We start from the raw sequence: 24,928 nt of genomic DNA on the forward strand, positions 1-24,928 counted from the left end.
TTCCGGTTTGTGCATATCACCTTGAGCCAGGGCCGCAAGGTTGGCATGTCCGGCCGCCGGTGAGCACGGAGGTTGCGGCCCTGGCTCAAGGTGATCGTGCCGGTGTCAGGCGACGGGATGACCACCCAGCCGGGTTTGGTGAAAAAAAGGAAGCGCCGGCGCGCAAAGCGCACCGACGCCCCTTCAAAAACCCCGTCAGGCGACCGGCGTCCGGTCGTCGGCGGGAACGAGCGTCTCCAGCGCTTCCTGCAGGGCCGAGTGGGTGGCCGTGAGGCGCTCGGTGACCTCGCGGCGGAACTCGAACGCCTCGGTGCGGGCGTGCTGCGCCTCGGACAGCTGGCGCTCCGCGTCGGCGACCAGGGTGCTTGCCCGGGTCTCCGCCTCGGAGGTCTGCTTCGCCAGGCGCGACTCCGTCTCGGCGGTGATCTTCGCCAGCCGGGTCTCGGTCTCCTCCGTGTCCTTGGCGATCTTCGCCTCGGTCTCGGCGACCAGCTTGGCCAGGCGCTCCTCGGTCTCCCGGGTGTCCTTCGCCAGGCGCTCCTCGACCTCCTGGGTCTTCCGGGCCAGCGCCGTCTCGACCTCTTCGGTCTTGCGGGCCAGCGCGGTCTCGACCTCTTCGGTCTTGCGAGCAAGCGCCTCGCCGGTCTCCTGCTCGGCCTTGGCACGCGCTTCGGCGGCTTCGGCGTCCAGGCGGGCGCGCTCCTCGGCGGCCTCCTCGTTCAGGCGCGCGATCTCGGCGCGGGCCTGCTCCATGAGGTTCTCGTGCTCGGTGGTGAGCGCGGTGTGCCGCTCCTGGAACTCCAGCTCGAGGTCGTCACGCCGCTTGGCGAGCTCGGCCTCGCGCTCGGCGACCATCTTGTCGGCGGCCTTGCGGGTGTCCAGGTCGTACTTGTCGGCCGCGGCGCGGATGTCGTCGGCCTGCGCTTCGGCGCGGTTCTTGAGCTCGGCGATCTCCTCTTCGGCGAGCGTCATCATCGTGCGGACGCGCTCGGTCATCGTCGCGGCGCTCGACGGGTCGCTCGCCATCCGCGACAGCGCCTGCTTGGCCTCGCTCAGCTCCTGCTGGGCGTAGGACAGGGCACGGGTCAGCTCGGCGACCGACGAGAGGGCCTCGTCACGGGAGACGGCCGTCTCCTTGAGCTCGGCGTTCAGCTGGGCGAACTTCTCGTCCACCGGCGGCCGGTCGTAGCCGCGGAACACGAGCGGGAACAGGGGATTACCGGCGATGGGATCTTGGGACTCGGCAGGAGGCATGCGGGCACCTTAGTGCTATTGGACCTGGGTTTCCATACTTTCGGGTGACACATTATCGAAGATCAACTGAATCCGGTCCGCGCCTCCCTCCAAACGGCTGGGATACGGTTCGGCGGAACTCGCGAGGAGGGGCCGGTGCAACTGCAGGAGATCGTGGCCGACCTGGCCGAACACTGGCCGCTCTACGTCTCGATGCCGTTCATCGCCGCGCTCATCGGCTACGTGACCAAGCGCGTCGCGATCGAGATGATGTTCCGGCCGATCGAGTTCGTCGGGATCCGGCCGTTCCTCGGCTGGCAGGGCGTGCTGCCAGCCAACGCCGAGCGCATGGCGGCCACCGCCACCGACATGCTCACGAACAACCTGGTCGACCCGAAGGAGATCTTCGCCAGGCTCGACCCGGACCAGCTCGCCAAGGAGATCGAACAACCGCTCCTGCAGGTGGTCGAGGAGATCACCGAAGAGGTCATGGAGCAGTACCAGCCACGCCTGTGGGAGGCACTGCCCAGCGGCGCGAAGGAACTGCTGCTGCGCCGCATCCAAGCCGAAGCGCCCAAGGTGATCGCGAAGATCATGCGGGAGCTGTCGGACAACATCGAGGACGTCCTCGACCTCAAGAACATGGTCATCACCAACCTGGTCCGCGACAAGAGCCTGCTCAACCGGCTCATCCGCGACATCTCACGACCTGAGATGCGGTTCATCGCGAACTCCGGGCTGGTGTTCGGCTTCGCCCTCGGGTGCGTCCAGCTGCTCGTGTGGGCGCTGACCAAGTCGCCGATCGTGATGCCGCTGTTCGGCCTCGGCATCGGCTGGTTCACCGACTGGCTCGCCCTGAAGATGATCTTCCTGCCGCGGGAGCCGCGCGAGTTCTTCGGCCTCTACACCTGGCAGGGCGTGTTCCAGAAGCGCCGCGACCAGGTGGCCGCCGACTACGGCGACATGATCGCCCGCGAGATCATCACCATCCCGAACCTGCTGGAAGCCATCCTCAAGGGCCCGAAGGCCGACCGGCTGTTCCACCTGATCGGCCGCGAGGTGCAGCGCACCATCGACGCGCAGGCCGGCGTCGTGAAACCGCTCGTCGCGGCCGCGGTGGGCACGCGCAAGTGGCAGGAGATGAAGCAGGCCGCGGCGCTCAAGGCGGCGGAGCGGGTGCCGGACACCATCCGGTACGCCGAGGAGTACGCGGTCAACGCCCTGGACGTGCGGAACACGATCGTCGACCGGATGCGGCAGCTGTCGCCGATGGAGTTCGAGGAGCTGCTGCGGCCCGCGTTCCGGCAGGACGAGTGGAAGTTGATCGCCGTCGGTGCGATCATCGGCGGGCTCGTGGGTGAGCTCCAGGCGATCCTGCTCCTCCACTAATCTCGCGGCCAGGATTTCCGAGGGGGTGGCCGGATGGACGGGGTGCTGGCCGACTTCGCGCAGCACTGGCCGCTCTACACCGCGATCCCGTTCATCGCCGCCCTCATCGGTTACGTCACCAAGCGCGTCGCCATCGAGATGATGTTCCGCCCGCTGGAGTTCGTCGGCATCCGCCCGATCTTCGGCTGGCAGGGCGTGGTGCCCAAGCACGGCGGCCGGATGGCGGCCATCGCCACCGACCTCCTCACCGCTAACCTGATCGACCTCGGCGAGGTGATCGGCCGCATCCAGCCGGACCGGCTGGTGCGGGAGATCGAGCAGCCGCTGCTGCGGGCGATCGACGACCTGGCCCGCGAGGTGATGGCCAAGCACCACCCGCGGCTGTGGGAGTCGCTGCCGCCGATGGCGCAGGACCTGATCGTCAAGCAGCTGCAGGCCGGCTCGCCGAAGCTGGTTCGCGAGCTGCTGGACGAGGTCCGCGCCAACCTCGACGGAGTGCTCGACGTCAAGCACATGACCGTCGAGCGGCTCACCCGCGACCGCGCCCTGCTGGTGCGCCTGATCCGCGAGACGTCCCGGCCGGAAATGGCGTTCATCGCCCGCTGCGGGATCTACTTCGGATTCGTCCTCGGCATCGTGCAGGCGGTGGTGTGGGCGCTGACGAAGAACCCGTGGGTGCTGCCGGTGTTCGGCGGCGCCATCGGCCTGTTCACCGACTGGCTCGCGATCAAGATGATCTTCCTGCCGCGCCGCCCGGTGAAGATCGGGCCGATCACCCTGCAGGGCAAGTTCCAGCGCCGCAAGGCCGAGGTCGCCCGCCAGTACGGCGAAATCATCGCCCGCGAGGTGCTGACCGTCCCCAACCTCCTCGACGAGCTGCTGACCGGCCCGCGCACCGACCGGCTCGCCGCGCTCGTGCGGCGCGTGGTGGCCAGGGCCGTCGACGAGCAGGTCGGCCTGATCCGGCCACTGGTGTCCGCGACCGTCGGCGGCGAGCGGCTGCGTGAGATGACCGCGACCGCGGCGGCCGGGTCGCTCGCGCAGATGCCGTACCTCCTCCGGCACGCCGAGCCGTACCTGGTCGAGGCGATGGACCTGGCGAACATGGTGGAGCGGCGGATGCTCGCGCTGACGCCCGAGGAGTACGAGAACCTGCTGCGCCCGGCGTTCCGCCAGGAGGAGTGGAAGCTGATCGCGGTCGGCGGTGTGATCGGGTTCGTCGTCGGTGAGTTGCAGGTTTTGCTGATGCTTCACTAGGTGAACGGTTAACGTGTGCGCGTGGCGCACGAACCGCAGCAGCTCCCCGCGGTGCACGAGGCGTGGCTTCCCCGCGAGCACTCCCTGCACCGGCCCCGGCACGGCGGCCGTCAGCTCACCGCGTTGATCAGCGCGATCGTGTTCTTCACGACCCCGGCGCTGCTGTGGGTGTTCGGCGCGCGCCCCGCCGAGATCGAGAACCGGCACCTGGCGAGCTTCCCCAGCATCGGCGACGGCTGGGCGTTCTTCACCAGCCTGCCCGGCTGGGCCACCGACCAGCTCACCTTCCGCAGCGCCGCGATCGACGCCGCGGACTGGATCAGCCGCACGTTCTTCGGCGAGACCCCGCCGCGGGACCAGGCAGGCACCACCGAGACCGGTCCCCTGCCCGGCAGCCCGCCGCCGACCCAGACGCAGGGCACGGACGACCAGCCCACCACCTCCGGCCCGCTCGACCAGGCCGGCTACCGGCAGGTCATCGAGGGCCGCGACGGCTGGCTGTACTTCGGCTACGACGCCGAGGCCAAGTGCTCCCCGGTCCGGATGCTGTCCGACACGCTGGAGCGGATGAACCGGCTGCGCACGATCATCGAGGCGTCCGGGCGCAAGTTCGTCTGGGTGGTGGCGCCGGACAAGTCCACGATGGTCCCGGAGAACCTGCCGTCCAGCTACCCCGGCCGGGAGTGCCACCGGGCCGCGGAGGCGCCGACCTGGCAGCAGATCGACGCGGCCGGCGCGGTGGACCTGCGGCCCGCCCTGACCCAGGAGGCGCGGCGCGTCAACCGTCCCGTCTACCCGTCCAACGACACGCACTGGACCGACGAGGGCTCACTGGTGATGACCCGCGCGGTCGCCGAGGCCGTGCAGCCCGGGATCACCGCGACCTGGCAGAGCAAGCAGATCGGCACCTACACCGTCGCCGCGGACCTGCCGCCGCTGCTGGGCAAGAAGGCCGACAAGACGAACGTGCTCTACGACCTGCGCCCGGACGGCATCGTCGACCGGGCAGGCCAGACCATCGCCGACATCGAAACCCCGTCCTACCGGTTCGCCTCGCCGATGTCCTCCACCGTGAACGAGAAGACCCTGTTCTACGGCGACTCGTTCACCAAGGCGTCGTCGCGCTACCTGGCGGCCGGGTTCGCGAACCTGACGATGCTCGCCTACTTCACCCCGAAGACGAGCCGGGACCAGGCGATCGGGATGTTCGCGAACTCGGACGTGATCGTGCTGGAGACCGTGGAGCGCAGCGTCTCCAGCGGTCAGCTGCCGTTCCTGACCGACGAGTTCCTCACGGCGCTGCAGGCGCAACTGCAGGCGAGTCCTCGGTGACGTGGGCCGCCCGGTCACGCAGGTAGGCGACGAGGCGGCAGACCAGGTAGATCGTGAACGCGATCGCGGTGACGAACGCGCTGACCGGCGCGCCCGGCGCGAGCGAGAGGATGATGCCGCCCAGCGCGGCCGTCTCGGCGAACACGACGGCCAGCACGGTGGCCTTCCACGGGCTCGCGGTGAGCCGCGCTGCCGCAGCGGCCGGAGTGACCATCATGGCGACCACCAGCAGCGCGCCGACGATCTGCACGCCGAGCGCGGTGGCGACGCCGACCAGCACGGCGAACACCACGGACAGCGTGCGCGCCGGGACCCCGCGGGCGGCCGCAACGTGCGGGTCGACGCTGGCGAACAGCAGCGGCCGGTAGATGACGGCCAGCACCGCCAGCACCACCAGCGCGGCGATGACCAGCACGATCAGGTTGGTCGTCTCGATCGACACGATCTGGCCGACCAGGATGCCGAACTTGTTGGCCGCGCGGCCCGGGTAGAACCACAGGAAAAGCACGCCGAGGCCGAGCCCGAAGGACAGGATCGCGCCGATCACCGAGTCGCGATCGGACTCCCGGCCGCCGAGCAGGCCGAGCAGCAGCGCGGCGATCACCGCGCCGGCCAGCGCCCCGAACTCGACGCCGACGCCGAGCAGCAGCGCGCCGGCCGCGCCGGTGAAGGCGAGTTCGGCGGTGCCGTGCACGGCGAACGACATCCGGCGGGTCACGATCAGCGGTCCGAGCACACCGGCGACCAGCCCGAGCACGGCCGCGGCGAGCAGGGCGGTCTGCACGAACGGCAGCCCGAGCAGCTGCGCCGTCAGACCGAAGTCGAAGAACTTGTCCATGTTCAGCGGGAACCTTCGGTGCTCACGAAACGCGCTCGTCCAGGTGGTGGGGTTCGTCCTCGCAGACCGCGCTGCGCGCGCCGGCCACGTGGATCTGGCCGCCGACGCGGACCACCTCCACCCGGGCGCGGTACAGCTCGGACAGCGTCTCGGAGGTCATCACGACCTCCGGCGGGCCGATCCGGAACCGGCCGTCGACCAGGTACAGCACCCGGTCCACATAGGGCAGGATCGGGTTGATCTCGTGGGTCACGAACAGCACCGCGGTGCCGGCTTCGCGGCGGCGGGCGTCGATCAGCTCGCTCACCGCGCGCTGGTGCGCGAGGTCCAGCGACAGCAACGGCTCGTCGCACAGCAGCACGTCCGGCTCGCCGACCAGCGCCTGCGCGACCCGCAGCCGCTGCTGCTCACCGCCGGAGAGCTTGCCGACCGGCTGCTTGGCGTAGGACTGGGCGCCGACCGCGGCGACGGCGGTGGACACCCGCCGCCGCCGCTCGGCGAGTCCACGCAGCCCGGTGCCCCACCGGTGGCCGTCGAGCCCCAGCCCGACCAGGTCGACCCCGCGCAGCGTGAGCGCTTCGGACATCGCCCGCTGCTGCGGGACGTACCCGACCGGGTGATCGCTGTTGATGCGCACGCTGCCGCGCGACAGGTGCTGCAGACCGAGCAGCACCTTCAGCAGGCTGGTCTTGCCCGACCCGTTCGGGCCGAGCACGGCGACGAACTCGCCGGGCTCGACCGAGAGGTCCAGACCGGACCAGAGCGTGCGCGCACCGAACGCGAGGGTCGCGCCGGAGATCTCCACAGCAGGGCTCAAGAGTTCAGGGCCTTCGCCAGATCGTCGACTTCGCTGGTCATCCAGGCAATGTAGTCCGTCGTCCCGGCGGGCAGCGTCTCGGTCACGCCCACGACGGGGATGCCGGCGCGGTTCGCCTCGCCGACGACCTGCTCGGTGACCGGGGTGGTGGTCTGCTCGTTGTTGATCAGGGCCTTGACCTGCTTGCCGGTGATCAGCGAGTTGAACTCGGCCAGCGCCGCGGGCGGGACGTCGGTCTCCTCCTCGACGGCCTCGGAGAACTCCTCCGGGGTGGCGTCGGTGACCCCGGCGGCCTGGATGAGGTAGTGCGCGACGGGCTCGGTGACCAGGACCTTGGTGTCCGGGTGGCCGGCGCCGATCTGCCCTGCCTTGCTGGTGAGCTGGTCCAGCTGGGCCTTGAAGTTGGTGGCGTTGGTGGTGAAGGTCTGCGCGGCGTCCGGCTTGATCTGGCCGAGCTGCGCGGCGACCTGGTCGGCCACCTTGGCGACGGTGGTGAAGCTGTACCAGACGTGCTCGTTCTCGTCGCCGGTCGCGCCGATGTCGTACGCGTTGAGCTTGCGGGCGTTCGCGGCCTGGTCGGCGAGCTTGCCGAAGAAGTCGTCGTAGCCGCCGCCGTTGGCGAGGGTCAGCTGCGCGTTCTGCGCGGCGATGGCGTCCTCGGGCGTGGTCTCGTAGGAGTGCGGGTCGGCGCTCGGGTCGTCGATGATCGAGGTGACCGCCACCTGGTCGCCGCCGACCGCGGACAGCACGCTGCCCCACACGTTCGTGGAGGCGACGACGTTGATCTTGCCCCCGGTGTCGCTCGCGGTGTTAGTCCCACCACAGGCGGTGAGGCCGAGTACGAGGGCCGTCGCGGCGGACGCGAGACCGATCAGGCGGGGGAAACTCATCGCGAGCACTCCTGAAGTACGAGGTGGGACGCATGGTCAGAACTATTGGAAACGGTTTTCGAGTTCACCTTACCTGAACGGGTGACGATCTCACCGCCTCGGTTACCCCCGCCTGAACGTCACGTTGCGCAGTGGCGCACGCCGCACGGACGGCGTTCGACTTCACGACTCCGTTCTGAACCGTTACGGTTCCCCCATGGGGCGTCCTATGCGCATGAGGCGACAGGTGACGTTGGCGTCGCTCGCCGCGGAGCTCGGCGTGTCTCGGACCACCGTGTCCAACGCCTACAACCGCCCGGACCAGCTGTCGCCGGAACTGCGCAAGCGGGTGCTGGAGACCGCCCGCCGCCTCGGCTACCCCGGCCCCGACCCGGTGGCGCGGTCGCTGCGCACCCGCAAGGCGGGCGCCGTCGGCCTGCTGCTCACCGAGAACCTGTCCTACGCCTTCCGCGACCCGGCGGCGATCGGCGTGCTCGAAGGCCTCGCGCTGGCCTGCGAGGACGCCGGCGTCGGGCTGCACCTGGTGCCGGCCAGCCCCGGCCGGGACGACGTGGCCGCGGTGCACCGCGCCGGTGTCGACGGTTTCGTCGTCTACTCGGTGCCGGACGACGACCCGCACCTGGGCGCCGTGCTGGCCCGCCCGGTGCCGACGGTGATCATCGACCAGCCGCGCATCGAGGGCGTCGACCGGGTCGGCCCGGACGACACGACGGCGGTCACCGCGCTCGCCGAGCACATCATCCAGCTCGGCCACCGGCAGGTCGGCGTGCTGTGCATGCGGCTCGCGCGCGACCGCAACGACGGGTTCGCCTACCTGGACCGGCAGCAGAGCGCGCACTTCCACGTGCAGCGCGCCCGGCTGGAGGCGCTGGCGAAGGCGTTCGCGAAGGTCGGGGTCGACTGGTCGACGGTGCCGGTCGTGGAGCGCTTCGAGCACACCGTGGACGACGGCGCCGCCGCGGCCCGCCACCTGCTCGACGCCCACCCGCAGGTGACCGCCCTGATCTGCACTTCGGACATCCTCGCGCTCGGCGCGCTGGCGGAGGCGAACCGGCGCGGCCTGCGGGTGCCCGCGGACCTCACGGTGACCGGGTTCGACGGCATCGCCGAGGCGGAGCGCGCCGGCCTCACCACGGTGCACCAGCCGGTGCTGGAGAAGGGCCGCGCGGCGGGCAAGCTGCTGCTGTCCTCCGGCGACCACGTCAAGCCGCGGATCATCACGCTCAACACGCAGCTGCGGATCGGCACGACGTCCGCGCCGCCGCGCACGATGGAGCAGCACTGGTTCGGGCCGTGATCTCTCTCATTGCGGGGTGCTGATGGGTCCGGTGGAATGAAATCCGGACAATCTCCCGGGAGGCATTCTTGACCGCGATCGACACCCTGCTGCAGCGCAACAGCGAACTCACTGACCCCGTGCTCGGCGACCGTTCCACGGCCAGCCCGTCGATGAAGATCGCGATTCTGACCTGCATGGACGCCCGGATCAGGGTGTTCGAGATCTTCGGCCTGATCCAGGGTGAGGCGCACATCCTGCGCAACGCCGGCGGTGTGGTGACCGACGACGTGATCCGCTCGCTCGCGCTGTCGCAGCGCAAGCTGGGCACCGAAGAGGTGCTGATCATGCAGCACACCACCTGCGGTGTCTCGACCGTCACCGAAGACGGGTTCAAGGACGAGCTGGAGGAAGCCGGCGGTGTCCGTCCGACGTGGGCGGTCGAGGCGTTCCGCGACGTGGAGGACAGCGTGCGCCGGTCGATGCGGAGGGTGCGGACCAGCCGCTACCTGCCGCACACGGACAAGGTGCGCGGGTTCGTCTACGACGTGCACACCGGCAAGGTCACCGAGGTCCTGGACAACTAACCTGGGCCGGTGCCCATCGACTCCGAACTGCTGATCGACTGGTTCGACTCGTGCGCCCGGGACCTGCCGTGGCGGCGGCCGGAGTGCACGGCGTGGGGCGTGCTGGTCAGCGAGATCATGCTGCAGCAGACGCCGGTCGCACGGGTCGAACCGATCTGGCACGAGTGGCTCGCGCGGTGGCCGGTGCCGTCGGCGCTGGCCGCGGCGAGCCAGGGCGAGGTGCTGCGGGCGTGGGGCAAGCTCGGCTACCCGCGCCGGGCGCTGCGGCTGCACGCGGCGGCCACGGCGATCGCCACCGAGCACGGTGACGTGGTGCCGTCCGATGTGGACACCCTGTTGTCGTTGCCCGGTATCGGCGCTTACACGGCACGGGCGGTGGCGGCGTTCGCGTACGGCAAGCGGGCGCCGGTGGTGGACACGAACGTGCGGCGCGTGGTGGCCAGGGCGATCCACGGCGCGGGCGACGCGGGGCCGCCGTCGAACACCCGCGACATGGCCGACGTGTCGGCGATCCTGCCGCTGGACGAGGCGCGGGCCGCGCGGTTCTCGGCTGCGTTGATGGAACTGGGCGCGGTGGTGTGCACGGCGCGTTCGCCGCGCTGCGCGGACTGCCCGGTGTACGCGGACTGCGCCTGGCAGAAGGCCGGCCGCCCGGCGTACAACGGCCCCGCTAAGGCGACGCAGAAGTACGCCGGCACCGACCGGCACGTGCGCGGCCTGCTGCTGGACGTCCTGCGGGGCACCCCCGAACCCGTGTGGAAGGCGAGCCTGGACGTGGTCTGGCCGGACACCGGCCAGCGGGACCGCTGCCTGGACTCGCTGCTGGTGGACGGTCTGGTGGAGCAGACCGCGGACGGCCGGTTCGCGCTGCCGGGCGAACACAAGTAGGTCAGCGGCGGCTGTCGATCTGCAGATCGCCCATGGTGACCTTCCGGATGTGGTCACTGGCGAGCAGGGCGTGCGGGTAGCCGGGATCGATCGCACTGACCTCGTCGAGCCGGGCCAGCTGGGCGGGGCTGAGGGCGACCGCCAGTGCGCCGAGGTTGTCCTCCAGCTGGGCGGTGGTGCGAGCGCCGATGATCGGCGCCGTGACACCCGGGTTCCGCAGGGTCCAGGCGAGCGCGACCTGCGCGGGGGTGCACTCCAGCTCCGCGGCGACCTCCTGCACGACGTCGGCGATGGCGAGGTTGCGCTCGGTGACCAGGCCCAGACCGGCGTTGAAGCTCCTGCGGGTGCTCTCCCCGGCACCGTCGTCGCGGCGGTACTTGCCGGTCAGCACCCCGCCCGCCAGCGGCGAGTACGGGACCACGCCAAGGCCCAGCTCGCGTGCCATCGGGATCAGGTCGCGTTCCCCGGTGCGCTCCACCAGGTTGTACTCGATCTGCAGCGCGACGAGCGGCGACCAGCCACGCAGGTCGGCGATCGCCTGCATGCGCGACACCTGCCACGCCGGGACGTTGGACATCGCGACGTGCAGGACCTTGCCCTGCCGGACCAGATCGTCCATGCCGCGCAGGACCTCCTCCACCGGCGTCGTGTCGTCCCACACGTGCAGGTAGAGCAGGTCGAGGTAGTCCGTGTTCAGCCGTCGCAGACTGGTCTCCACCGACGTGAACATGCTCTTCCGGTGCGGGCCGCCGGAGTTCGGGTCGCCGGGCCGGCTCAGCGTCGTGTACTTCGTCGCCAGCACGAGGCTTTCCCGGTTGCCCCGGGTGAATTCCCCCAGCAGGCGTTCGGAGCTGCCGTCGGTGTAGGTGTTGGCGGTGTCGATGAAGTTGCCACCGCGCTCGACGTAGGTGTCGAACAACTTGCGCGCGTCGTCCGGCTCGGTGCCCCAGCCCCACTCCGTGCCGAAGGTCGCCGTGCCCAGCGCCAGCGGCGAGACCCGCAGGCCGGAGCGGCCCAGCAGGCGGTAGGTGTCGAGGGTGAGCGGCATCGTGTCCTCCAGTGCTCGTGATCCGTTGCCGAGGACGAGTCTGTGGGCACGGCGAGCCGGGGGTAAGGGAACCGGTTTCCTGGGAACACCGGTCCTACCCCGGCTGTTGGACCGTCCGTGATCACTCGCACCGTGGACCCCGCGCAGGAGCTGGCCACGTTCCTGCGCAGCTGCCGCGAACGGCTGGAGCCAGGTGATGTCGGCCTGCCGTCGGGGCGGCGGGCCCGGCGGACCCCGGGCTTGCGCCGGGAAGAGGTCGCCGAGCTGGCGGGGATCAGCGTCGACTACATCGTGCGGCTGGAGCAGGCCCGTGGGCTGCGGCCGTCGGCGGACGTCGTGGACGCGCTGGCCCAGGCTCTGCGCCTGACCCCGGAAGAGCGCGCCTACCTGTTCGACCTGACCCGGCAGCGCCCCCGCGACACCGGCGAACCCGCCACCGCCGCCGCGCCGCAGCTGGCCCGGCTGGTCGAGGACCTCGCCCCGCTGCCCGCGATGCTGATGAACCACCGCTTCGACATCCTGGCCTGGAACGGCGGAATGGCGAAGCTCCTCCTCGATTTCGACACCCTCCCGCCGTCGCAGCGCAACGCGATGTGGTTGTGCCTGCTGCACCCGAAGACGCGTGAGCTCTACGTCGACCGCGAACGCGTTGTGCGGGAAGGGATCGCCCACCTGCGCGCGGCCTGGGCGGCGCATCCGGACGACCAGGCGTTGACGGACCTCATCGCCGAATGCGCCAGGCGGGACGCGGACTTCGCGCGATGGTGGGCGGAACGGGACGTCAAGGTCGACGGCCGCGGCCACAAGGTGGTGCGGCACCCCGAAGCCGGCGAAATCGCCCTGCAGTTCGAAACGCTCACGCCACTTCGCGACGCGGCGCAGCTGCTGGTGATCTTCCGTCCCGCGGACGACGAGAGCCGGTCGGCGCTGGAGCGCTTGTCCGGGCGGTGACGCGCCTACCGCCCCAGCACCGCCGAGAGGAACGCCTCCACCGCGCCGCGGTAGATGTCCGGCTGCGAGTCGTGCACGACGTGGTTCGCGCCGGGGACCACCAGGTGCCGCCCCGATTGCGCGCGGCGCGCCATTTCCGCCTGCTGGCCGGGCGGCATGAGGGTGTGCTCGGCCTCCACGACGAGCATCGGGCACTTCACGGCCTCCACCGAGGACCAGTACTCGCGCCTGCCCCACTCGGCGGCGATCTCGTACAGGTCGTCGAGCGCGGCGATCAGGTGGTAGCCGTCCGGGCGCTCCTCCACGCACTCGGTGAAGTACTCGCCCGTGTCACCGAAGAACTCCCGCACGTGTGCGAGCGACTGGAACGGCACCGGCCACGACTCGAAGTACCCGCGCCACGTCTCGACCGTCTTGCCGCGCTGGTCCGGCGCCATGTCCTCGACCACGACGGCGTGCACGAGGTCCGGCTCGGCGGCGGCGAGTGACCACGCGTGCAGGCCGCCCATCGAATGCCCGATCACCACGGCCGGTTCGCCCAGCGACCGCACCACTTCGGCGGCGTCGGCGACGAACTGTTCCGTCGTCCACGGCCCGCCCCGCGGCCCGCGCCCGTGCCCGCGGGCGTCGAGGCCGACGACGTGCCCGTACCGGCGCAGCCACTGCGCGACCCGCCACCACGTGCGCGCCCGGCCCATCAGCCCGTGCAGCAACACGATCGGACGGCCGTCGCCGCCGAAGTCCACGACGCTCACGGCGCCCATTGAATCAGCTACCGAGCAGCGACCGGGTGAGCGAGTTCCGCGATTCCTGCATGTCCCGCAGCGCGGTGGTGAGCGCCTTGTCGCCGACCCGGATCCGTTCGCCGTCCGCGCCGTCGCGCATCTCGTGCAGCACCGCGCGGCGCAGCAGCTCCTTGACGTAGGACGCGGTGACGCCCTCGGTCTCGGCGATCACCGGTTCGAGGTCCGCCGCCAGCTCCACCTCGCGCGCGTACAGCTCGAACAGCTTGCGCCGCCCCTCGGCGTCCGGGCGCGGGATCTCCACGGCCAGGTCGACCCGGCCCGGCCGGTCGCGCAGCGCGGCCTCCAGCGCCTCCGGCCGGTTGGTGGTCAGCACGAAGGTGACGTCCGCGTCCGCGCCGATCCCGTCCATCGCGTCGAGCAGGGTGAACAGCAGCGAACCGCCCGCGCCCGGCATGGTGCGGTCCTCGGCGACCAGGTCGACGTCCTCGACCACCAGGATCGAGGGCTGCAACCGCCGGGCCAGCTCGGCGGCCTTGCCGATGAACCGCATCGCGGCGCCGGTCAGGATGATCACCGTGCTGCCGGACAGGCGGCTCAGCAGGTACCGCACGGTGTGGGTCTTGCCGGTGCCGGGCGGACCGTGCAGCAGCAGGCCCCGCTTGAGGTGCTGCCCCGCGGCGCGCAGCCGGTCGGCGTGCTCGGCGATGCCGACGATGTGGTCCTCGATCGCGGGCAGCACCCCCTCGGGCAGCACCACCTGCTCGGCGGTCAGGGCCGGGCGCGGCAGGAACGTCAGCAGCTCGTTGCCCCGGTACTCGCTGCTGCCGAAAGCGAGCACCTGGCCGCGCAGCACGTCGTGCTCACGGGCGAGCTGCTCGATGCGGTCGCGGGCCGCGCCCGCCGCCGCGCGGTCACCGGCCAGCACCTCGACCTTGGACAACGCGGACGGCCCGTGCTGCGGGTTCGGCCCGCGCAGCGCGACGACCACCGGCCCGCCGTCCGGCGCCGTCGTCAGCACCAGCCCGAACTGCACGACCTCCTCGGTCGCCTCCGGTCCGATCGCGACGGTCGCCATGTCGACCGCGCCCAGTTCGAAGGCGCCGTGCCGCCGCGCGGACGACAGCATCCCGGTCAGTTCCTCGTGCACCCGGTTCGCGCCGGTGACGCCGAACCACTCCGGCTCGCCGCCGCGTTCGGCGAGGTAGGCCTCGACGCCGCGGTGCACGTTGACGTGCTCCCACGGCGGGAAGTCCTGGCCGACCAGCACGATCTGCCGGAATCCGACGCCGAGGTGCCCGGTGATCCGGCTGATGAGCTCCTCGGCCGGGTTGTCCTCGTCGACCACGAGCGCGGCCGTCTGGACGAGTTTCCGCAGGTCCCCGGCGAGCCCCCGGGCCAGCTTGCGATCTTCCCCTGTGATCCCCATTACGTCCCAGCATAGCTGGGTAGGCTGAGGTCATGGCAGTCGTGAAGATCAATGCGATCGAGGTTCCCGAGGGCGCGGGCCCCGAGCTGGAGAAGCGGTTCGCGAACCGGGCGCACTCGGTGGACGGGCAGCCCGGCTTCCTCGGCTTCGAGCTGCTGCGCCCGGTCGCCGGGGAGAACCGCTACTTCGTCTACACGAAGTGGGAGTCCGAGGAGGCGTACCAGGCGTGGGCGAGCGGCCCGGCCAAGGAGGCGCACGCGGGCCAGAGCTCGCGGCCGGTGGCCAGCGGGGCGAACCTGCTGGAGTTCGAGGTCGTTCCGCTCGACTGATGACCGGCGACGGCCTGGCCGAGGCCGCCGAGATGCTCGCCGGCGCCTCCGCGCTCCTCGTGTGCGCGGGCGCCGGCATGGGCGTCGACTCCGGGCTGCCGGACTTCCGCGGGAACGAGGGGTTCTGGCGGGCCTATCCGCCGTACGCGCGGCTCGGGCTGAGCTTCGCCGAACTCGCCGACCCCCGCCACTTCGCCGAGGATCCCGAGCTGGCGTGGGGTTTCTACGGCCACCGGCTGGCGATGTACCGGCGCACCGAACCGCACGCGGGGTTCGGGTTGCTGCTGCGGCACGGTGCCGGCCTGCCCGGCGGCGTCGCGGTATTCACGTCCAATGTGGACGGTCAGTTCCAGCGCGCCGGGTTCGAGCTGGTCGCCGAGGCGCACGGGTCGATCCACCACCTGCAGTGCGCGGTGCCGTGCGGCCCGGACATCTGGCCCGCGGACTTCTCCCTCGACGTCGACGAGTCGACCATGCGCGCCCGCCCGCCGCTGCCGTCCTGCCCGAACTGCGGCGGCCTGGCCCGGCCGAACATCATGATGTTCGGCGATTTCGACTGGCTGCCGTCCCGCACGGACGGCCAGATGCGCGCGCTGGCCGAGTGGCGGCGCGTGAACCGGAACGCCGTCGTGGTCGAGATCGGCGCCGGACGCGCGGTGCCGACCGTCCGCCGGTACGCCGAGCTCGCTTCCGCCGCGACCGGCGCGCTGATCCGCATCAACCCGCGGGAACCGGAGGTCCGGCACGGCCGCGGCGTCTCCGTCCCGCGTGCCGCGCTGCCCGCGCTGACCGCGTTGCTCGACGGCTGACAGTTTCCGGTCAGCGACCGGTAAGCGGCGCCCGGCAGCGTGGCGGCATGAACGACACCAAGGTCCTCGTTTCCGGCGCCAGCATCGCCGGACCCGCCCTCGCCCACTGGCTCACCCGCTACGGCTTCAGCGTCACCGTGGTCGAGCGCGCGCCCGGCCCGCGGCCCGGCGGGCAGGCGGTCGACGTGCGCGGCCCGGCGCTGGACGTCGCCGACCGCATGGGCATCCTCGACCAGCTGCGCGCGCACAGCACCGGCATGCGCGGGATGTCGGTCGTGGACTCCACCGGCGCCGAGGTCTACCGCACCACCGAGCGCACGGTCAGCGGCGGCGAGCTGGACAACCCGGACGTCGAGATCCTGCGGGACGACCTCGCGCGGATCATCACCGAATCCGCCGGCGATGTCGAGTACCTCTTCGGCGACTCGATCGCCGGGCTGGACCAGGACGACGACGAGGTCCGCGTGGTGTTCGAGTCCGGCCGGGCACGCACCTTCGACCTGGTGGTCGGCGCGGACGGGCTGCACTCGAACACCCGCCGCCTGGTCTTCGGCCCCACCGAGCGGTTCATCCGGCACCTCGGCGTGAACATGGCCGTGTGCACGGTCCCGAACTTCCTGGGGCTGGAGAACTGGCAGGTCATGCACCAGATGCCGGACGGGGACATGCGGGGCGCGATGGTGATGAGCGCGCGGGACAACACCGAAGCCCGCGCCTACCTGATGTTCGGCTCGGCGGAGCCGGTGGACTACGACCACCGCGACGTCGAGGCCCAGAAGGAGATCGTGGCCCGCGCGCTGGCCGGGGACAGCTGGGAGATGCCGCGGCTGGTGGAACACGCCCGAGCCGCCGCGGACTTCCACTTCGACTCCGCGGCCCAGATCCTCCTGGACTCGTGGTCGCGTGGCCGGGTCGTGCTGCTCGGCGACGCCGGGTACTGCGGCTCGCCGATGTCCGGGCAGGGCACGAGCTTGGCGCTGATCGGGGCGTGCGTGCTGGCCGGCGAGCTGGCCGCGGCCGGCGGCGACCACCGGGCCGCGTTCGCGGCGTACGAGGAGGAACTGCGGGACTACGCCCGCGCGAACCAGGAGATGGCGGTCATGAACCTGCGGGAGCGCCGGGCCCAGGCCGGTCAGGCGGCGGACGCGAGCGCCGCGGCCGAGGTCCTGGTCGAAACGGGTGTGGCGGAGTTCGCGCAGGTGGTGGCGTCCTACGCGGTCAAGGACTACTGACCCGCGCCACTCGATCCGGTGAACGTGAGGGTTCCACGCGTCCCGTCAGGGCCGTCGTGCCCTCTAACCAGACGGCTGCGGCCGCACGGGCGCCACCGTGCTCCTCGCAGTCGTCCGGCATACCGGATCCGGCCGTCACGCCCCCCGAGCGGCCGGATCCGGTACGCGCACTACTGCTTCAGCACCCGCTCGGTCAGGTCACGGGCGGCCGCCACCAGCTCGTCGGTGAGCGCCCCGGTCAGGTCCTCGGACGGCGTGCAGTCCGGGCCGATCACCAGCCCCGTGTCCAGCGACGGATCGGTGGCCGCGAACACGATGGATCGCGCGGCCTCCGACGCCGGTCGCTGGACGCCCTCCAGGATCTGCTCCCACATCGGGCGCAGCGCCGGCGGCAGGATCTCGGGCGTCATCGCGGCCGCGTTGGGGGTCGCCGCCGCGCCCGGGTCCGCCGCGAACACCGCGATCCCGCTGCCCCGCAACCGCTCGGCCAGTTCCCGGTTGTACGCCAGGTGCGCGAGCTTCGCCCGCCCGGACACCGCCATGCCGTAGTACCCGCCGGGCTCGACCTCCGCGTATGACGGGGTGCCCAGCGTCAGAGCGGCTTGGATGGACGACGACGTGACGTCGACGATCCGGCTCGGACGGCCGGCGCGCAGCGAGTCCAGCAGCGCTTCGGTCAGCACCAGCGGCGAGAGGTGGTTCACCGCGAAGCTCGCCTCGATGCCCTCCGCCGTCTCCCAGCGCTCCGACCACATGCCGCCCACGTTGTTCACCAGCAGCTGCCACGGACCCTCCGCGGCGAGCCGTTCGCCGAGCGCGCGCACCTCCGCCAGCACCGAGAGGTCGGCCTGGACGAACCGGCCGCCGATGGTCCGCGCCGCCGCCGCGCCGCGTTCCGGGTCGCGCCCGACGATCACCACGTCGTGGTCCAGCCGGGCCAGTTGCCGGGCCACCTCGAAGCCGAGTCCCCCGGTGGCCGCGGTCACGATTGCCCTCTGTGTCATGCCGTTCAGCTCAGCGCAGTGGCGGGAATCCGTCCAAAGCCGCGCGGACATGGGCTCATGCCGGGCCGGCATGGCAGCCTGTCGGAGTGGATCTGAAGCACCTGCGGTATTTCCTGGCGGTCGCCACGGAAGGCACGTTCACCGCCGCCGCGCAACGGCTCGGCATGACGCAGCCGGCGTTGTCCCGGGCGATCCGGGCGCTCGAAGACGGAGTCGGGACGGCGCTGTTCGCCCGTGGGCACCAGGGCGCGAAGCTCACCCCGGCCGGGCGGATGCTCGCCGAGGACGCCCGGGGCATCGACGAGCACGCGCGCGCGGCGATCGCCAGGGTGGCGCGGTTCGGGCAGGAGGGGCCGCAGCTGCGGGTGACCGCGCGCGCCTGCGACGTCGCCACGCTCCAGGGCCTGGTCGATTCCTACAACGAACAGTACGAACCGCGGGCCGTCGCGACCGTGGCGGACTGGCAGGTCCAGGCGGACGAACTGCGCACGGGCGCCGCCGACGTGGGTCTGCTGCGCGTCCCGTTCGAGAGCCGGGGCCTGGACAGCGATCCGGTGCGGATCGACGAACGGGTCGCCTTGCTGCCGCGGTCGCACCCGCTGGCCGGCCGGGAGTCGATCGAGCGGGCCGAGCTGGACGGCGAGACGTTCCCGCGGTGGGTCGACATGTCGGCCGCCGAGACGGCGTACTGGACCGGCACCGACCGGATTCCCTACGACTGGCGACCGGGCCCGCTGGTGCGCAGCGGCGCCGAATACGCGAGCGCGGTCCGGCTCGGTCAGGCGGTCGGTTTCGTGCCCAGGACGCTGCTGCCGGAACTGCCGCTCACCGGGATCGCCGTGGTGCCGGTGCACGGCCTGTCACCCAGCGAGCTGCACGTCGTGTGGGCCGCGACCGCCACGTCCCCGGACATCGCGCGGTTCGTCCGGCACGCGCAGCTCACGGGAGCGTGATCGCGGCGAACACGGCCTTGTGGTCGGAGTTCGGCATCGGGAACACGCGGTAGGCGGTGACCGCGGCGCGCTGGTCGACCAGGACGTGGTCGATCGTGACCGGGGGCGGCAGCAGTTTCGACGGCCAGGTCGACGTGAAGCCCTCGCCCATCGCGTCGCCGGCGTCGGTGTAGCCGGTCGCGATCAGGTCCCGCAGCGTGCCGTGGTCGAGCGTGGCGTTGAAGTCGCCGGCCAGGATGCGCACCGGGCCGTCCGGATCGGGGTGCGGCAGTCCGGCGATCTCCGACTTCCACGCCCCCGCGTCGGCGACCGGCGCCGTCGGGTGCACCGCCACGACCTCGACCGACACCCCGCCCCCGAGGTCCAGGCGCGCGCTCGGCTGGGCGAACTCGGACGGTCCCGCCAGTGACAGCTGAGTGACCGGGTAGCGCGACGCCAGCCCCGACCCGGCGCCCCGCCGCGCCGGCTCCAGCACCCGGTGCGGCAGCAGCTCGAACAACCCGGCCGCCTCCAGCGCGGACACCCCCTGCGGCGTCAGCTCCAGCAGGTTCAGCACGTCCACCTGGTTCTCGCGCACCAGCCGCACGATGGTCTGCGGATCGGCCTCGCCGTAGTACATGTTCGAGGACATCACGTGCAGCGTCCGCCCGTGCACCTGCGGCTGCGCCGAGGAGAAGGCGCGCGGCACCACCACCCCGCCCAGCACGAGGGCCAGCACCAGCACGGTCCCGCCGATCCACCAGTGCCGGAGCGCGAGGGTGAGCGCCGCGAGCAGCAGGCCGCAGACGATCCAGTACGGCGTGAGCGCGATCAGCGACGCGGTCAGCCGCCCGCCGTCGACGCCGAACAGGCGCATCGCGGCGAACACCACGAAGACCGCGGCGAGGATCGCGAAGAAGACCACCCGCCCAGTCTTCCTGTCACGTCTGGGCGGCGGCTGACAGTCGCCTGTGCGCGCGCTGTCAGGTTCCCCCGGAAGAGTCGGTTCCGACACAGGAGGAGGATTTCATGACCTTGGCGATCCAGGCTGAGGGCCTGGTGAAACGGTTCGGGGGCACCACCGCGCTGAACGGGGTCGACCTGGAGGTGCCGACCGGCAAGGTGGTCGGCGTGCTCGGCCCGAACGGCGCCGGGAAGACCACCACCGTGCGGATACTGGCGACGCTGCTGCGTCCGGACGCCGGCCGCGCGACGGTCGGGGGCTACGACGTCGTGCGCGACGCGGTCCGCGTGCGCGGCCTGATCGGCCTGACCGGCCAGTACGCGTCGGTCGACGAGGACCTGTCCGGCACCGAGAACCTTGTGCTGCTGGGCCGTTTGCTCGGGCTGAGCCGGGCCGGCACGCGGGCGCGCGCGGCCGAGTTGCTGGAGCAGTTCGAGCTGTCCGACGCCGCCGGGCGCGCCGCGAAGACGTACTCGGGCGGCATGCGGCGGCGGCTCGACCTCGCCGCGAGCCTGGTCGGCCGCCCCAAGCTGCTCTACCTCGACGAGCCGACCACGGGGCTGGACCCGCACGCGCGCAACGAGGTGTGGCAGGTGGTGCGGCGGCTCGTCGACGACGGCGCGACCGTGCTGCTGACCACGCAGTACCTCGACGAGGCCGACCAGCTCGCCGACACCATCACCGTGATCGACCACGGGCGGGTCGTCGCGGAGGGCCGCCCGGACGAGCTGAAGCGCCGGGTGGGCGGGCAGACCGTGCAGGTCCGGCCGACCTCGCGGGCCGATTTCGAAGCCGTGGCGCGGATCCTGACCGGCCTGACCGGCATCGAACCGGCCCGCGACACCGATGTCGGCCTGCTGACGGCGCCGGTCGGCGATCCGGTCCTGATGTCCACTTTGGTCCGGAAACTGGACGAAGCCGGCATCACCGCCGACGAGCTGGCGCTGCGCCTGCCCAGCCTCGACGAGGTCTTCCTGGCGCTGACCGGGAAGCCGGCCGAGGAAACCGCACCGGAAGGGAGCCTGGTGTGACCGTGCTCGAACTGCCCCGGCGCATCAGCCCAGGCAAGGCCCTGCAGGACGGGTTCACCCTGGCCTGGCGGGGTGTGCTGAAGATCCGCAAGAACCCGGAGCAGCTGGCCGACGTCACGCTGCAGCCGATCCTGTTCCTGCTCATGTTCGGGTACCTGTTCGGCGGCGCGATCGCCGGCAGCACGAGCGCCTACCTGCAGGTGCTGGTGCCCGGGCTGATGGTGCAGAACACGGTGTTCGCGAGCATGGCCACCGGCACCTCGCTCAACACCGACGTCACGAAGGGCGTCTTCGACCGGTTCCGCAGCATGCCGATCGCCCGGTCCGCGCCGCTGATCGGCGCGGTGGTGTCGGACGTCGTGCGGTACGCGGTGGCGCTCGCGGTGCTGCTGGTCGCGGGCACGGTCATGGGCTACCGGCTGCACACCGATCCGGGTTCGCTGGTGGTCGGCGTCGCGCTGATGCTGCTGGCCGGGCTGTGCTTCTGCTGGATCGCGGTGTTCGTCGGGATGCTCATGCGCAGCCCCGGCGCCGTGCAGGGCGTGATGGTGGCGGTCATGATGCCGATCACCTTCGGCAGCAACGTGTTCGTCCCGTCCGACACGATGCCCGGCTGGCTGCGCGCCTGGTCGGACGTCAGCCCGGTGAGCCTGCTGACCGAGGCCATGCGTGGTCTGCTGAACGGCGGGCCGGTCGCCGGGCCGCTGCTGGGCGCGCTCGCCTGGATGGCGGGGATCGTCGCGGTGTTCTTCCCGCTGGCGATGCGCGCCTACCGGCGGCGGGTGGCCTGACGCACCGGGTCTCCGCCGGCCGCTGGGGGTCCGGCGGAGACCCGGTCACCCGATCCGATCGGCGACCGCGGCCTTGACCGCGGCCATCGCCTGCGAGCTGCTGAGCCGCGCGCCCCGCTGGTAGGCCTCCTCGTAGGCGTCCGCCCCGAGGATCTCCCGGAGGACGGCGACCACCGCGCGCAGCTCCGGGTCGCCGGAGTCGAAGACGCCGCGGATGGCCGCGCTCAGCCCAAGCGCCCAGGCGGCCCGCTCGGGGTCGCCCTCCGCGTGGAACGCGAGCGCGACCACGGTGGTCGCCTTCGCCACGTCCGGCAGGTCCCGGCGCTCGCTGGACGAGCGCAGCGGCGCCGCCAGCAACGCACGGGCCTCCGCGGGCCGCCCCTCGGTGACGAGCAGCGCCGCGCCGGCGACCGCGACCAGCTCCCCCGCCAGGTCGACCGGGAACGGGATCCGCGCCGAGTTCGCCGCCAGCCACGCGTGCTCGGCGCGCGCCAGCTCCAGCTCACCGGAGCGCCGGGCCACGTCGAACTTCCGCAGTGCCACCATCGCCCTGCGGTCGATCTTGTCCCCCACCAGCCGCTCGGCCTCGGCGATGTCCTGCCAGGCCGCCTCGGCGTCCCCGGCCCGGAACCGCTCCTCGGCCAGCCGGGACAGTTGCTGCACCAGGTCGTCCGCGGCGGACAGCTCGCGGGCGATCCGCACGCCCTCCTCGAACCCGGCGATCGCCGCAGCGTGCTCACCACGCAGGGAGTGCGCCTCCGCCTGCATCGCGACCGTCATCGCGGTGCCCCACCGGTCCCCGCACTCGCGGAAACCCGCCACCGCCCGGTCCCTGGCGCGCCCGCCGCGGTCCAGGTCGCCGTCCTGGTCGGCCATGAACCCGTCGGCCCAGCTCGCGCACGAGATCGCCCAGCGGTCCGAGCCGCGCAGCGCGCGGCGCACCTCCTGCTCGGCGAGATCCCGGCGGCCGCCGAGGAAACAGCTCATCGGCAGGGCCAGCGCCAGCATCGGGTACCGCTCGACCGCCCCGGTGCGCACGCACTCGGCGGTCAATTCCGGGAGGTCGTCCCGGTGCACCATCGGCAGGCTCGTCATGAGCGCGTGCATGACGTCGAGGCACGCGCGGGCGTGGTCCGGCAGGCCGTCGTGGCGCAGCACCTCGTCCAGCAGCGGCGCCGGTTCGGCGTTGAACCCGCGGATCACCCAGTACCAGAGGGTCGCGACGACGAGCCGCGCCGCCGTGCCCGCGTCCTGGCCGTCGAGGGCGCGCCGCACCGCCGCCATGATGTTGTCGTGCTCCGCGCCGAACACCTCGATCGCGCGGACCTGCTCGTGCCCGCGCAGTTTCGGCTCGTGCTCCTCGGCCAGCCCGGCGAAGAACCCGGTGAACCGCCGCACCACGTCGTCCCGCTCGCCGGACTCGTCCAGCCGTTCGGCGCCGTAGGCGCGGATGGTCTCCAGCATCCGGTACCGCGGCTCCCCACCGGTCGACACCGCGTCCACAATGGACTTCTCAACGAGTGAGCCGAGCACGTAGAGCACGTCCTCGGCGGGCAGCAGCTCGTCGGCGCAGACGGCCTCCGCCGAGGTCACCGTGGCGCCCCCGGTGAACACCGAGAGCCTGCGCGCCAGGATCCGTTCCGGCTTCTCCAGCAGGTCCCAGCTCCACTCGACGACTGCCCGCAGGGTGCGCTGCCGCGGCACGGCGGTGCGGCTGCCGGAGTTCAGCAGCCGGAAGCGGTCGTCCAGCCGTCGCGCGATCTGGTCCGCCGTCATCGACCGCAGCCGCGCGGCGGCCAGCTCCAGCGCGAGCGGCATCCCGTCCAGGCTCCGGCAGATCTCCGTGACGGCGTCCGAAGTGGACTCGTCGAGGACGAAGCCGGGGCGCACCGCGACCGCCCGTTCGGTGAACAACCGCACCGCCTCGGCGACCTCCAGCGGACCCACCTGGCACAGCGCCTCACCGGTGATCGCGAGCGGTTCCCGGCTGGTGGCCAGCACCCGCAGCCCCGGCACCCGCGCGAGCAGCTGGAAAGCCACGTCGGCGGCGGTGTCCACGACGTGCTCGCAGTTGTCCAGCACCAGCAACGCGTCGCCGCCGTCGAGCAGCGCCACGATCTGCGCCATCCCGTCCACCGGCGCCTTCGGCGCGCTGGTGACGCGGAAGTCCAGTGGCCCCAGCGCGCCGAGGACCGCACCGGTCACGTCGTCGGCGTCGCGCACACCCGCGAGCGGGACGAACCACGCACGAGCCGCGTGGCGTTCCGCCACTTCGGTCGCCAGCCGCGTCTTGCCCGCCCCGCCCGGCCCGACGAGCGTGACCAGCCGGGACGCCGACAGCGCCCGCGCGACCTGGTCGAGTTCCCGCTCGCGGCCGACGAAACTGGTCAGCCGCACCGGGAGCGCGGGCTCGGCACGCGGCGGCGCCACCTCCCCGCGCAGGACCGCGAGGTGGGCCTCGCGGAGTTCGGCGGACGGGTCGACGCCCAGCTCCTCGGCCAGGGTCGACCGGATCCGCTCGAACACGGCCAGCGCGTCGGCCTGACGGCCGCTCGCGGCCAGCGCCCGCATCCGCAGCGACCCCAGCCGTTCCCGCAGCGGGTGCGCGTCCCCGGCGGCGTCCAGGTCCGCGAGCACCTCGGCGTGGCGGCCGAGCGCCAGCTCGGCCTCGAAGCGATCCTCCACCGCGGCGATCCGCAGCTCGTCCAGCCGCGCGACCGGGGCCTGCGCGAACGGCGCGTCGAGCACGTCGGCCAGCGCCTCGCCGCGCCACAACGCGAGCGCTTCGCCGAGGACCGCGGCGGCCTCCCGGTGCCGTCCGGCGGCGAGCTCGCGCCGCCCACGCGCGGCCAGCTCCTCGAACCGGTGGGCGTCCACGTCGGCTTCGAGCGCGTAGCCGCCGGAGCCGGAGGTGATCGTGCCCGCGCCGCCCAGGACGCGCCGCAGCCGGGACACCAGCGACTGCAGGGCGTTCGCGCCGTCGGTCGGTGGTTCGGCGCCCCACAGGTCGTCGATCAGCGCATCGGCGCCCACCGCGCGCCCGGCGTCGAGCGCCAGGCGGGCCAGGAGCATGCGCAGGCGCGCGCCGCCGATGTCGATCGGCGTGCCGTCGTCCGCCTGGGCCCGGACCGGGCCGAGCAGTGCCACCCGCACGGGTA

At 71.9% G+C, this 24,928-nt stretch carries 22 protein-coding genes and 1 pseudogene; 13 read left to right on the top strand and 10 right to left on the bottom strand.

Annotation, left to right across the window (positions count from 1 at the left end):
- Nucleotides 1-195: 195 nt before the first annotated feature.
- Nucleotides 196-1,254 carry a coiled-coil domain-containing protein gene (locus L2C96_RS38805; RefSeq protein ID WP_235716078.1) on the bottom strand — a complete coding sequence of 353 codons (1,059 nt, stop codon included), beginning with the start codon at nucleotides 1,252-1,254 and terminating at the stop codon, nucleotides 196-198.
- Between the two features lie 135 nt (nucleotides 1,255-1,389).
- Here L2C96_RS38805 and L2C96_RS38810 point away from each other — a divergent pair, with 135 nt between their 5' ends.
- The 3 genes from L2C96_RS38810 to L2C96_RS38820 are packed head-to-tail and all read left to right on the top strand — an operon-like array spanning nucleotide 1,390 to nucleotide 5,211.
- Nucleotides 1,390-2,622 (top strand): DUF445 domain-containing protein, encoded by a 1,233-nt coding sequence (locus L2C96_RS38810; RefSeq protein ID WP_020417059.1) that lies wholly within the window; start codon nucleotides 1,390-1,392, stop codon nucleotides 2,620-2,622.
- A gap of 33 nt (nucleotides 2,623-2,655) precedes the next feature.
- Entirely contained in the window at nucleotides 2,656-3,879 is a 1,224-nt protein-coding gene (locus tag L2C96_RS38815) for a DUF445 domain-containing protein (protein WP_237339658.1), read from the top strand.
- 21 nt (nucleotides 3,880-3,900) lie between these two features.
- A complete protein-coding gene (locus tag L2C96_RS38820) occupies nucleotides 3,901-5,211 on the top strand; it encodes an alginate O-acetyltransferase AlgX-related protein (RefSeq protein WP_425550242.1) in 1,311 nt (436 codons plus the stop codon).
- Here the strand turns inward: L2C96_RS38820 and L2C96_RS38825 are convergent.
- Genes L2C96_RS38825 through L2C96_RS38835 form a run of 3 tightly spaced genes read right to left on the bottom strand, consistent with a single transcriptional unit; the run spans nucleotide 5,171 to nucleotide 7,756 of the window.
- Nucleotides 5,171-6,049, bottom strand: a complete 879-nt coding sequence (locus L2C96_RS38825) for a metal ABC transporter permease (RefSeq protein WP_237339660.1) — start codon at nucleotides 6,047-6,049, stop codon at nucleotides 5,171-5,173. The two genes, L2C96_RS38820 and L2C96_RS38825, sit on opposite strands and share 41 nt — an antisense overlap.
- Before the next feature lie 22 nt (nucleotides 6,050-6,071).
- The gene (locus L2C96_RS38830) at nucleotides 6,072-6,866 is read right to left on the bottom strand and encodes a metal ABC transporter ATP-binding protein (RefSeq protein ID WP_020417063.1); all 795 of its coding nucleotides are present in this window, start codon (nucleotides 6,864-6,866) and stop codon (nucleotides 6,072-6,074) included.
- The gene (locus tag L2C96_RS38835) at nucleotides 6,863-7,756 is read right to left on the bottom strand and encodes a metal ABC transporter solute-binding protein, Zn/Mn family (RefSeq protein WP_237339661.1); all 894 of its coding nucleotides are present in this window, start codon (nucleotides 7,754-7,756) and stop codon (nucleotides 6,863-6,865) included. Before L2C96_RS38835 ends, L2C96_RS38830 begins: the two co-directional genes overlap by 4 nt.
- A gap of 196 nt (nucleotides 7,757-7,952) precedes the next feature.
- Between L2C96_RS38835 and L2C96_RS38840 the strand changes: the two genes are divergently transcribed.
- From L2C96_RS38840 to L2C96_RS38850, 3 genes are all read left to right on the top strand, one after another.
- Nucleotides 7,953-9,053, top strand: a complete 1,101-nt coding sequence (locus L2C96_RS38840; RefSeq protein WP_237339662.1) for a LacI family DNA-binding transcriptional regulator — start codon at nucleotides 7,953-7,955, stop codon at nucleotides 9,051-9,053.
- Between the two features lie 68 nt (nucleotides 9,054-9,121).
- Complete coding sequence (locus L2C96_RS38845; protein WP_020417066.1) at nucleotides 9,122-9,619, top strand: beta-class carbonic anhydrase; 498 nt, start codon at nucleotides 9,122-9,124, stop codon at nucleotides 9,617-9,619.
- Nucleotides 9,620-9,628: 9 nt separating this feature from the next.
- Nucleotides 9,629-10,507, top strand: coding sequence for an iron-sulfur binding domain-containing protein (locus tag L2C96_RS38850; RefSeq protein ID WP_020417067.1), 879 nt, complete (start codon nucleotides 9,629-9,631; stop codon nucleotides 10,505-10,507).
- 1 nt (nucleotide 10,508) lies between these two features.
- Here the strand turns inward: L2C96_RS38850 and L2C96_RS38855 are convergent, their stop codons facing one another.
- The gene (locus L2C96_RS38855; RefSeq protein WP_237339663.1) at nucleotides 10,509-11,555 is read right to left on the bottom strand and encodes an aldo/keto reductase; all 1,047 of its coding nucleotides are present in this window, start codon (nucleotides 11,553-11,555) and stop codon (nucleotides 10,509-10,511) included.
- Between the two features lie 117 nt (nucleotides 11,556-11,672).
- Here L2C96_RS38855 and L2C96_RS38860 point away from each other — a divergent pair, with 117 nt between their 5' ends.
- Entirely contained in the window at nucleotides 11,673-12,506 is an 834-nt protein-coding gene (locus L2C96_RS38860; protein WP_237339664.1) for a helix-turn-helix transcriptional regulator, read from the top strand.
- Nucleotides 12,507-12,511: 5 nt separating this feature from the next.
- Here L2C96_RS38860 and L2C96_RS38865 read toward each other — a convergent pair whose 3' ends face one another.
- The gene (locus L2C96_RS38865) at nucleotides 12,512-13,270 is read right to left on the bottom strand and encodes an alpha/beta fold hydrolase (RefSeq protein WP_020417070.1); all 759 of its coding nucleotides are present in this window, start codon (nucleotides 13,268-13,270) and stop codon (nucleotides 12,512-12,514) included.
- 4 nt (nucleotides 13,271-13,274) lie between these two features.
- Complete coding sequence (locus L2C96_RS38870) at nucleotides 13,275-14,678, bottom strand: AAA family ATPase (RefSeq protein ID WP_237339665.1); 1,404 nt, start codon at nucleotides 14,676-14,678, stop codon at nucleotides 13,275-13,277.
- 32 nt (nucleotides 14,679-14,710) lie between these two features.
- Here L2C96_RS38870 and L2C96_RS38875 point away from each other — a divergent pair, with 32 nt between their 5' ends.
- The 3 genes and pseudogenes from L2C96_RS38875 to L2C96_RS38885 all read left to right on the top strand — a co-directional run.
- Entirely contained in the window at nucleotides 14,711-15,007 is a 297-nt protein-coding gene (locus L2C96_RS38875) for an antibiotic biosynthesis monooxygenase family protein (protein WP_020417072.1), read from the top strand.
- The gene (locus tag L2C96_RS38880; RefSeq protein WP_237339666.1) at nucleotides 15,007-15,816 is read left to right on the top strand and encodes an SIR2 family NAD-dependent protein deacylase; all 810 of its coding nucleotides are present in this window, start codon (nucleotides 15,007-15,009) and stop codon (nucleotides 15,814-15,816) included. The genes L2C96_RS38875 and L2C96_RS38880 overlap by 1 nt, the downstream gene beginning before the upstream one ends.
- 47 nt (nucleotides 15,817-15,863) lie before the next feature.
- Nucleotides 15,864-17,003 (top strand): annotated as a pseudogene (locus tag L2C96_RS38885) (FAD-dependent monooxygenase); the annotation flags it as partial.
- Nucleotides 17,004-17,218: 215 nt separating this feature from the next.
- Here the strand turns inward: L2C96_RS38885 and L2C96_RS38890 are convergent.
- Complete coding sequence (locus L2C96_RS38890; RefSeq protein WP_237339668.1) at nucleotides 17,219-18,052, bottom strand: SDR family NAD(P)-dependent oxidoreductase; 834 nt, start codon at nucleotides 18,050-18,052, stop codon at nucleotides 17,219-17,221.
- Between the two features lie 86 nt (nucleotides 18,053-18,138).
- On the opposite strand from L2C96_RS38890, the gene L2C96_RS38895 reads away from it, so the two are divergent.
- Nucleotides 18,139-19,005, top strand: a complete 867-nt coding sequence (locus L2C96_RS38895; protein ID WP_237339669.1) for a LysR family transcriptional regulator — start codon at nucleotides 18,139-18,141, stop codon at nucleotides 19,003-19,005.
- Here the strand turns inward: L2C96_RS38895 and L2C96_RS38900 are convergent.
- Entirely contained in the window at nucleotides 18,992-19,909 is a 918-nt protein-coding gene (locus tag L2C96_RS38900) for an endonuclease/exonuclease/phosphatase family protein (RefSeq protein WP_237339670.1), read from the bottom strand. The two genes, L2C96_RS38895 and L2C96_RS38900, sit on opposite strands and share 14 nt — an antisense overlap.
- Nucleotides 19,910-20,013: 104 nt before the next feature.
- Here L2C96_RS38900 and L2C96_RS38905 point away from each other — a divergent pair, with 104 nt between their 5' ends.
- The gene (locus tag L2C96_RS38905; protein WP_237339671.1) at nucleotides 20,014-20,979 is read left to right on the top strand and encodes an ATP-binding cassette domain-containing protein; all 966 of its coding nucleotides are present in this window, start codon (nucleotides 20,014-20,016) and stop codon (nucleotides 20,977-20,979) included.
- The gene (locus L2C96_RS38910; RefSeq protein ID WP_237339672.1) at nucleotides 20,976-21,770 is read left to right on the top strand and encodes an ABC transporter permease; all 795 of its coding nucleotides are present in this window, start codon (nucleotides 20,976-20,978) and stop codon (nucleotides 21,768-21,770) included. The genes L2C96_RS38905 and L2C96_RS38910 overlap by 4 nt, the downstream gene beginning before the upstream one ends.
- Nucleotides 21,771-21,815: 45 nt before the next feature.
- On the opposite strand, the gene L2C96_RS38915 is transcribed toward L2C96_RS38910, so the two are convergent.
- The gene (locus L2C96_RS38915) at nucleotides 21,816-24,923 is read right to left on the bottom strand and encodes an AfsR/SARP family transcriptional regulator (protein ID WP_237339673.1); all 3,108 of its coding nucleotides are present in this window, start codon (nucleotides 24,921-24,923) and stop codon (nucleotides 21,816-21,818) included.
- Nucleotides 24,924-24,928 lie beyond the last annotated feature (5 nt).

Origin of the sequence: Amycolatopsis tucumanensis (genome assembly GCF_021654135.1) — a bacterium.
Taxonomy (GTDB): domain Bacteria; phylum Actinomycetota; class Actinomycetes; order Mycobacteriales; family Pseudonocardiaceae; genus Amycolatopsis_E; species Amycolatopsis_E tucumanensis.

What these genes read in the sequence shown, in the direction of transcription:
- L2C96_RS38880 (WP_237339666.1), top strand. Translation starts at nt 15,007, where the DNA reads ATGACCGGCGACGGCCTGGCCGAGGCCGCCGAGATGCTCGCCGGCGCC.
- L2C96_RS38870 (WP_237339665.1), bottom strand. Translation starts at nt 14,678, where the DNA reads ATGGGGATCACAGGGGAAGATCGCAAGCTGGCCCGGGGGCTCGCCGGG.
- L2C96_RS38855 (WP_237339663.1), bottom strand. Translation starts at nt 11,555, where the DNA reads ATGCCGCTCACCCTCGACACCTACCGCCTGCTGGGCCGCTCCGGCCTG.
- L2C96_RS38840 (WP_237339662.1), top strand. Translation starts at nt 7,953, where the DNA reads ATGGGGCGTCCTATGCGCATGAGGCGACAGGTGACGTTGGCGTCGCTC.
- L2C96_RS38835 (WP_237339661.1), bottom strand. Translation starts at nt 7,756, where the DNA reads ATGAGTTTCCCCCGCCTGATCGGTCTCGCGTCCGCCGCGACGGCCCTC.
- L2C96_RS38805 (WP_235716078.1), bottom strand. Translation starts at nt 1,254, where the DNA reads ATGCCTCCTGCCGAGTCCCAAGATCCCATCGCCGGTAATCCCCTGTTC.
- L2C96_RS38875 (WP_020417072.1), top strand. Translation starts at nt 14,711, where the DNA reads ATGGCAGTCGTGAAGATCAATGCGATCGAGGTTCCCGAGGGCGCGGGC.
- L2C96_RS38825 (WP_237339660.1), bottom strand. Translation starts at nt 6,049, where the DNA reads ATGGACAAGTTCTTCGACTTCGGTCTGACGGCGCAGCTGCTCGGGCTG.
- L2C96_RS38905 (WP_237339671.1), top strand. Translation starts at nt 20,014, where the DNA reads ATGACCTTGGCGATCCAGGCTGAGGGCCTGGTGAAACGGTTCGGGGGC.
- L2C96_RS38815 (WP_237339658.1), top strand. Translation starts at nt 2,656, where the DNA reads ATGGACGGGGTGCTGGCCGACTTCGCGCAGCACTGGCCGCTCTACACC.
- L2C96_RS38865 (WP_020417070.1), bottom strand. Translation starts at nt 13,270, where the DNA reads ATGGGCGCCGTGAGCGTCGTGGACTTCGGCGGCGACGGCCGTCCGATC.
- L2C96_RS38890 (WP_237339668.1), bottom strand. Translation starts at nt 18,052, where the DNA reads ATGACACAGAGGGCAATCGTGACCGCGGCCACCGGGGGACTCGGCTTC.